Origin of the sequence: Collinsella aerofaciens (assembly GCF_040910245.1) — a bacterium.
Classification (GTDB): domain Bacteria; phylum Actinomycetota; class Coriobacteriia; order Coriobacteriales; family Coriobacteriaceae; genus Collinsella.
The window spans coordinates 65,457-73,016 of sequence record NZ_JBDGAY010000011.1; the positions used below are offsets into that span (position 1 = coordinate 65,457).

6 protein-coding genes are annotated in these 7,560 nt (G+C 56.0%); 3 read left to right on the plus strand and 3 right to left on the minus strand.

Annotated features, from left to right (window positions below):
* Positions 1 to 279: 279 nt before the first annotated feature.
* Positions 280 to 1,281: a LacI family DNA-binding transcriptional regulator gene (locus tag AB5Z20_RS05630; protein ID WP_195919826.1), complete on the minus strand. Its 1,002-nt coding sequence runs from the start codon at positions 1,279 to 1,281 to the stop codon at positions 280 to 282.
* A 284-nt stretch (positions 1,282 to 1,565) separates the two neighbouring features.
* On the opposite strand from AB5Z20_RS05630, the gene AB5Z20_RS05635 reads away from it, so the two are divergent.
* The 3 genes from AB5Z20_RS05635 to AB5Z20_RS05645 all read left to right on the plus strand — a co-directional run bounded on the left by AB5Z20_RS05635 (position 1,566) and on the right by AB5Z20_RS05645 (position 6,481).
* Entirely contained in the window at positions 1,566 to 3,383 is a 1,818-nt protein-coding gene (locus AB5Z20_RS05635) for a PTS lactose transporter subunit IIBC (protein WP_368129812.1), read from the plus strand.
* 76 nt (positions 3,384 to 3,459) lie between these two features.
* On the plus strand, positions 3,460 to 4,881 hold the full coding sequence (gene lacG, locus AB5Z20_RS05640; RefSeq protein ID WP_197032106.1) for a 6-phospho-beta-galactosidase: 1,422 nt from the start codon (positions 3,460 to 3,462) through the stop codon (positions 4,879 to 4,881).
* A gap of 367 nt (positions 4,882 to 5,248) precedes the next feature.
* A complete protein-coding gene (locus tag AB5Z20_RS05645; protein WP_368156632.1) occupies positions 5,249 to 6,481 on the plus strand; it encodes a Fic family protein in 1,233 nt (410 codons plus the stop codon).
* Positions 6,482 to 6,529: 48 nt separating this feature from the next.
* Here the strand turns inward: AB5Z20_RS05645 and AB5Z20_RS05650 are convergent, their stop codons facing one another.
* Together AB5Z20_RS05650 and AB5Z20_RS05655 are read right to left on the minus strand one after the other, a co-directional pair.
* Positions 6,530 to 6,859 carry a hypothetical protein gene (locus AB5Z20_RS05650; protein WP_368156633.1) on the minus strand — a complete coding sequence of 110 codons (330 nt, stop codon included), beginning with the start codon at positions 6,857 to 6,859 and terminating at the stop codon, positions 6,530 to 6,532.
* A 162-nt stretch (positions 6,860 to 7,021) separates the two neighbouring features.
* The gene (locus tag AB5Z20_RS05655) at positions 7,022 to 7,441 is read right to left on the minus strand and encodes a lactose/cellobiose PTS transporter subunit IIB (RefSeq protein ID WP_368156635.1); all 420 of its coding nucleotides are present in this window, start codon (positions 7,439 to 7,441) and stop codon (positions 7,022 to 7,024) included.
* Positions 7,442 to 7,560 lie beyond the last annotated feature (119 nt).

The following is a 7,560-nucleotide window of genomic DNA, read 5'->3' on the forward strand; positions in this document are numbered from 1 at the left end:
CCTAGCTGTTACAGATCGAGGTGAACGCACAGGCCAAGCCAAAAATCTCAATCTGTAACATGTAGACCGCTTTTGACCGCTTAGATGTTACAGATCGAGACAAACAGATGGGTCAATCCAATCAATCTAGATCTGTAACACCTGGCTGGTCATTTCACTCCTAACTGTTACAGATCGAGACAAACGGAATAAGCCGGGCCGAATTGTCTAAATCTGTAACATCTAGCCGAGTTTTCGGGTCCCACCTGTTACAGATTTAGACGAGCAGGCCGAGCACGTCTACGCCCGCAGATCCCTTACGCTGGAACGCTCGACCAACACGCCCGAGACGAGCGTACGGCTTCTGGAGCTCGGGGCTTCCAGACCTGCGACGACCTCGTTAAGCGCACGGATGCCCAGTTCGCGGTGGCGAAACTTCACCGACGTCAGAATCGAGTTGGGAATCGTCTTGTAGAGCTCATCGTCGAAGCCGATCACGGACACGTCGTCGGGCACATTGAGCCCTTTGTCACGTAGAGCCATCATCACGCCGTTTGCCATGCAGTCGTTAGCAGCGAGGACCGCCGTGCAATCGGGCTTATCGGCAAGCACAAGGCCCGCGGCATAGCCACTATCCGCATTCCAATCGCCTTGCAGAGGCTCGGGCGGCTCAATGCCACGTGCCTCGAGTGCCGCTCGCCAACCTTTCATACGGCACTGGCTCGACAGTGACTCTTTCTTACCAGAGACGAAGTACACGTTCTTGTGCCCGTGGTTCAAGAAGTACTCGCACGCCATGCGCGCGCCGCCCTCTTGGTCGTCACTGACGGTAGAGCAGGTAGGATGTTCCATCGGTGTGATAATCACCGTCTTGAGGTCTTTCGGCGCCTCAAAGGTATCAAAGTCATCGACCATCTGGCGCAGGTTGAAAATCATGCCGTCGACGGGGAGCTGCGACATCCTACGCGCCGCTTCGGCAAGGGTCATCTTCTCCCCCGCCCGCTTTTTGATCATCGTAAGAGCAAAGCCTCGCTCTTCGGCGGCATCGGCGATACCGTCGATCATGTCCACGGCACCGCCCGACAAGTGGAACAGCACGACGCCGATGCACCCGTAACGGCCCAACTTGAGCGAACGCGCGGCAAAGTTGGCTCGAAACCCGAGCGCCTCCATGGCCGAATGAACCTTATCGCGTGTCGACTCTCGCACGCTATCGGGCTCGTTGATCACACGCGAAACCGTCTTGAGAGAAACACCCGCGGCAACTGCCACATCGTTCATCGAGACATTTTTCTTGTCCATCGTTGCCACTGCTTCTCCGCTCGGTTCTCTATCGCTTGTTTTTTGTGTTCTAGCATATACTACCTGCCTGACTGATAAATCAACCGTTTACCGGACAATATCGACCACTCACCCGTATATCCTTGTTGCTCTTCCAAAAATGTCTTACGTTGTCATTAACGAAATGACAACGTTGTCATTTCGCAATGCCTTCCTTGAGCAGGAAGGTTTCCGGGCAGTCCTGACCATCCATCGACGACCAGTTCCATCCACATGCATCGCGCATCAAGTAGCAAAGGAGCTCTATGGACGCCATCGTAAAGATGCTCGAAAAGCATCAGCCGTTCTTTGAGAAGATCTCGAGGAACATCTACCTCCAGGCTATTAAGGACGGATTCCTTGGGTGCATGCCCATCGTCCTCACCTCTTCGATCTTTCTGCTCATTGCCACCCTTCCCGGCGTAGTCGGTATCACGCTGCCCCAGCCGCTCATCGACTGGTGCAACAAGCTGTACAACTTCACCATGGGCGTCATGGGCATCATGGTTGCCGGCACCACTGCCAAGAACTTTACGGCTTCCATGAACCGTCGCATGCCCGCCGGCAAGGTGCTCAACGACGGCTCCACCATGGTGGCCGCCCAGTGCAGTATGCTTTTGCTCGCCGTTACGCAGTTCACCACCAAGTTCAACGGCTCCGAGCTTTCGGTCTTCGACTGCACCAGCATGGGTACGCGCGGTCTGTTCTCGGCCTATATCGCCGCGTTCATCACCGTGTGGGTCTACAAATTCTGCGTCTCGCGCGATCTGACCATTAAGCTGCCCAAGGAGGTCCCGGGCGCCATCGCTCAGAACTTCCGCGACATTATCCCCTTTGGCGGCGCTGTCATTATCTGCGGCATCATCGATGTGGTTGTGCGCAACCTCATGGGCGTTCCGTTCTCCGAGCTGCTCATCAAGCTGCTCTCCCCGCTCTTCACTGCGGCAGAAACCTATCCTGGCCTCATCCTTATCCAGGCAGCCACCGCGTTCTTCTGGTTCATCGGCGTCCACGGCCCTTCGATTGTCCAGCCGGGCATCGACCCCATCCGTCTTGCCAACCAGGCCGAGAACCTGCAGGTTCTGCTGGCCGGTGGCCACCCCGCCCACTCCCTCACCTTTAACATGTCGCTCGTGGGTGAGTTCGGCGGCACTGGCGCTACGTTCATCGTGCCGCTTCTGCTGATTCTCTTTATGAAGTCCAAGCAGCTCAAAGCCGTCGGTAAGGCCTCGATTGTTCCTGTTGCCTTTGCTGTCAACGAGCCGCTGCTCTTTGGCGCGCCGATGATCCTTAACCCCTACATGCTCATCCCCTTTGTTGCCGCCGGCTGCGTCAACGTGAGTGTTGCCAAGTTCTTTATCGACAATGTGGGCATGAACGGCTTCTCCTTCGTGGTGCCTTGGGCTACCCCTGCCCCCATCGGCATCTTCATCACCACAAACTTCCAGCTTATCGCCCTGGTGTTTGTTGCAATCATCATCTTGCTGGACGCTATCATCTACCTGCCGTTCTTGAAGGCATACGATAAGCTGCTCTGCGACCAGGAGGCCGAGCGCGCCGCCGAGCTGGGTCTCGAATCCGATGGTGCTGCCACCATCGCTGCCAACGCCCCTGCGCCCGCTGTCGAGCAGACCGCCGCTGTCACCGCTTCCGTCGAGCCGACCGCCGCTGTCACCGCTTCCGTCGAGCCGACCGCCGCTGCCGCCGACAGCAAGCCTGTCGCCGATCAGCCCGAGCCCGCCGCCGACGCATCCGCTAAGAAGGACGTCGACGGTCTGAAGGTCCTCGTCCTGTGCGCCGGCGCCGGCACCTCTGCCATGCTTGCCAATGCCATCAAGGAAGGTGCTGCGCAGACCGGAGAGAACATCGCTTCCTCCGCAGGCGCCTATGGTCAGCACACTGCCATCATGGATCAGTACGACGTCATCGTGCTCGCCCCGCAGGTTCGTAGCTACTACAACGACATGAAGGCCGACACCGATCGTCTGGGCATTAAGCTGCTCGCTCCCCGCGGCAAGGAATATATCGACCTTACCCGCGACCCCGCTGGCGCCATTAAATGGCTCCGCGAGAACCTCGACTAGGTTCCTCCCTCTGTTGGTGCCCGGATCCCCAGTTCGGGCACCGCTCCCTATTCGTATCCCACAGAAAGGATGACTCATGACCAACCCCATGCAGTTCCCCGACGGCTTTGTGTTTGGCGGCGCCACCGCTGCTTACCAGGTTGAGGGCGAGACCCGTACGCACGGCAAGGGCAAAGTGCCCTGGGACGATTTCCTGGCTGCTCAGGGTCGCTTCTCCCCCGATCCCGCGAGCGACTTCTACAACAAGTACCCGGTCGATATCGACCTGTGCCAGCGTTTCGGCATCAACGGTATCCGCGTCTCCATCGCTTGGAGCCGCATCTTCCCCAGCGGCACTGGTGAGATTAACCCCGAGGGCGTCGCCTTCTATCACGAGCTTTTCGCCACCTGCAACAAAGCTGGCGTTATCCCCTATGTCACGCTCGATCACTTCGATACGCCCGAGGCCTTTTACCAGAACGGCGGCGAGGGCTTCCTGACGCGCACGACGATCGACGCCTTTGTCGAGTACGCCAAGTTCTGCTTTGCCGAGTTCACCGAGGTCAAGCACTGGTTTACCTTTAACGAGATTCCCGCGACCGCCGAGGGCAGCTTTATCGTCGGCAACTGGCCGCACGGCGAGAAGTATCGCCTGGACAAGGCCTTCCAGCTCATGCACAACATGATGGTGGCCCACGCCAAGGCTGTCGTCGCCTTCCATGAGGGCGGCTTTGAGGGCGAGATCGGCATTGTCCAGAACCTGGAGCCCAAGTATCCCCTCGATCCCAACAGTGCTGCCGACTGCGAGGCAGCTCGCATGGCCGATGTCATCAACAACCGCTGGGTGCTCGACGCCACTTTCCGCGGCCACTATGCAGCCGACACCATGGAAGCCGCAACCAAGCTGGCCCATATCGCCGGCGGCGAGCTCGACGTCCGCGACGAGGACATCGCCGCGCTGACCGCCGCGCTCCCCTACAACGATTGTCTGGGCGTCAATACCTACAAGTGCCAGTTCCTGCGTGCCGCCGAGGGCGAAAACGACATCAACCACAATGGCACCGGCGACAAGGGCTCCTCGCGCTGGTTCCTCAAGGGCGTGGGCGAGTCATGCGTGCGCGAAGGCGTACCCACCACCGATTGGGACTGGATCATCTATCCCGAGGGTCTCTACGACCTACTGCTCCGCATTAAAAACGATTACCCCAACTACAAGAAGATCTACATCACCGAGAACGGCATGGGCTATAAGGACGACTTCGAGGATGGCTTTATCGACGACGCCCCTCGTATCGACTACATGCGTCAGCATCTCGCGTGGATCCTCAAGGCAATCGACGGCGGCGTGAACGTCGACGGTTACTTTGTGTGGTCGCTGCAGGACCAGTTCTCCTGGACCAACGGCTACAACAAGCGCTATGGCCTGTTCTACATCGACTTTGAGACCCAGAAGCGCTATCCCAAGGCGAGCGCGTACTGGTACAAGAACGTCGCGGAGACCGGCCTGCTCATGGCCTAACTTCAGCCGCGTATCCCCTGTCGGCCGCATACGAATCCCTCCACGGGTTCGCATGCGGCCTTTTTGTTTTTGGTGAGCCCGAGCAGGCCGTTTATCTCGATCTGTAACATCTAGCAGGGATTTTCAATCCTAACTGTTATAGATTTAGACGAACGGGCGACCAGGGCTGAAAGATCTCAATCTGTAACACGTAGCCCACTTTTAACCGTCTAACTGTTACAGATCGAGACAATAAGATAGTCAAATCCAAACTTTCCAAGCAGTTATGAAGCATGGTTTCTAGTTTTCGGTATCACGAACATACTTTCGGTATCATTTAATGGTATTATGATATCGAAAGTGTGTTCGTGATACCGAAAGGAGCCGCATGCGCCAGTTCGATTACACCACAGTCCCAGCGGAACTCGAAGCAACTCCAATCACCAACCTCCTCCTCTCGATACGCGAGCATAAAGGCCGTCAGCTTGCTCTGAGTCAAGTCAAACCCGAGCTTCTATCGTCCCTAATGGAGGAGGCTAAGATCCAAAGCACCCGATCCTCCAACGGACTTGAAGGAATTGTTACCACCCAAAAAAGACTCAAAGCGATCATGGCGTATTCCGCCAAGCCAAGCTCCCGCGCAGAGGAAGAAATCGCTGGATACCGAGATGTGCTGTCGCTTATTCACGAGCAACACGATTCCATTCCCGTATCGCCATCGGTCATTCTGCAGTTGCATCGTGACCTCATGGCGCACACGGCAATCTCGTATGGAGGCCATTGGAAAGATGGCGATAACGAAATCGTCTCCATTGACGATCAAGGTAATCGATTTGTGCGCTTTAGGCCCCCTTCGGCTCTAGCAACCCCGGGACTTATTAAAGAAGCCTGCCAGTCCCTCAACGATGCTTTATCTCGCCAAGTTTGCGATCCCCTCCTTATATCGCTCCGCTTTATCTTCGATTTTGTTAGCATTCATCCCTTCAACGATGGCAATGGCAGGATGAGTCGGCTCCTTACAACGCTGCTGCTCGAAAAGACTGGATACGACGTTGCGCGTTACATCAGCATCGAGCGACTTATTGAAGACAACAAAGCGCTTTACTACAACGCCCTCGCTGCAAGCTCCACTGGATGGAATGAAAATCAAAACACCGAAGTACCCTTTATCCGTTTCATGCTCGGAACAACCCTGGCCGCCTACCGACAGCTCGAGCAGCGTACCTTAATTGAATCAAGCACTCGTCCCATGTCGAAGCAAGCGCGCATCGCTGTTCTATTTCAACAGAGACCCGGCGTCATTAAGAAATCCGACATCCGGTCCAACTGCCCCGATATCAGCGAGGTAACCGTTAAACGAACCCTCGGTCAGCTTGTTAGTTGCAGCGCAATCGAAAAAACAGGAGCTGGTCGTTCGACGGGCTACATACTCAAAGACGCCCATGCTCTAGAACTATTCTTACAAGCCACAATACCCGATGGCGAGGCCGCAATAACAAAAGAGGCTCCAAAGGATAAACTCCTTGAACGTGTAAACCACGCCGAGGATGAAAGCAGAGAAGGGCTCTATGAAGACTACGATTCATTCTCAATGGACATAAAGACGAAATACGGAGTCTAGTCATATCTCAGAATAGCCTCATCCTTGTTGCCCAAAGTCATTTACGCGTCATTTTAAAGCGGTACCCCTGCGCCGGCAGGGGGGGCAGAAGTATCGCCTGCCGATCTTGCTGGAATCGGCGATCAGATAGCGCGAGTCGGCCTTGCTAAAGGCGAGCTGCTGGATGCGGCCCTCGTCCATGTTGGACGTAGACACGTCGCCGTCCAAAATGCCGTTTGCGCCGATAAAGGCTGCGTCGATCCCCAGTGCGCGCAGGGTATCCTCGGCCATGGGGCCCACAAAGGCGGCGGTGCGGCGACGGTACATGCCGCCCACCGGGCACAGCTCGCAATCCTCGCGCGCCTCGAGCAGGCTAAAGGCCGAAAGCGAATTGGTCACATAGATGGAAGACAGTTTGTCGGTGACTCGGAGAGCGCCAATGCGATCTCACGACGGTTGCGCGCATTGTCTCAATTAGATACTCAACGAAATACGGCCCCGCAGCTCAATAAGCTGCGGGGCCGTACCATACACCGACGAATCAACGACGAAGTGCATCCACTATTTGGCCAGCTCCTGAACGATCCAGTCAATTGCACCTTCGGGATCGTTGGTAAGGTCGATATACTCCTTGCCCCTTGTGGTGAGCAGTTTAATTCCAAGGCGATCGGTATCGGCCTTCATAGCGTCATAGTACATGCGTGCCTGGGGCGCCAGAACAATCACGTTGTACTGATCCATCGTCTCATAGTGGCTTCCGTACGCACCGGACTGAGAAACCAGATCGATACCCTTAGCAGCGGCACCTTCGCGAAGAGCATTTGCCAAGAGAGTCGAAGTGCCGGCACCCTGGCAAAGCACAAGCACGCGGATCTGCTCCGCCTTGTCCTTTACCGCCTCGAGAGCTTTTGCGACATTTTCCTGTGCGGCAATAGCATCTGCATCCGAGGTTCCTGCAGTCTCCTTTGCAGACTCTTCCAAACAAAGCTGATGGTCATACGCCTTGCAGAACGGATAGTAAATGGTTGATTTCCGATCTCAACCGAACATATTGAGCGAATAGGCCGTTCCCGCAGTTAGCCGAACGCCCCCGCGGCCCC

What these genes read in the sequence shown, in the direction of transcription:
- AB5Z20_RS05635 (WP_368129812.1), top strand. Translation starts at nt 1,566, where the DNA reads ATGGACGCCATCGTAAAGATGCTCGAAAAGCATCAGCCGTTCTTTGAG.
- AB5Z20_RS05630 (WP_195919826.1), bottom strand. Translation starts at nt 1,281, where the DNA reads ATGGACAAGAAAAATGTCTCGATGAACGATGTGGCAGTTGCCGCGGGT.
- AB5Z20_RS05645 (WP_368156632.1), top strand. Translation starts at nt 5,249, where the DNA reads ATGCGCCAGTTCGATTACACCACAGTCCCAGCGGAACTCGAAGCAACT.
- lacG (WP_197032106.1), top strand. Translation starts at nt 3,460, where the DNA reads ATGACCAACCCCATGCAGTTCCCCGACGGCTTTGTGTTTGGCGGCGCC.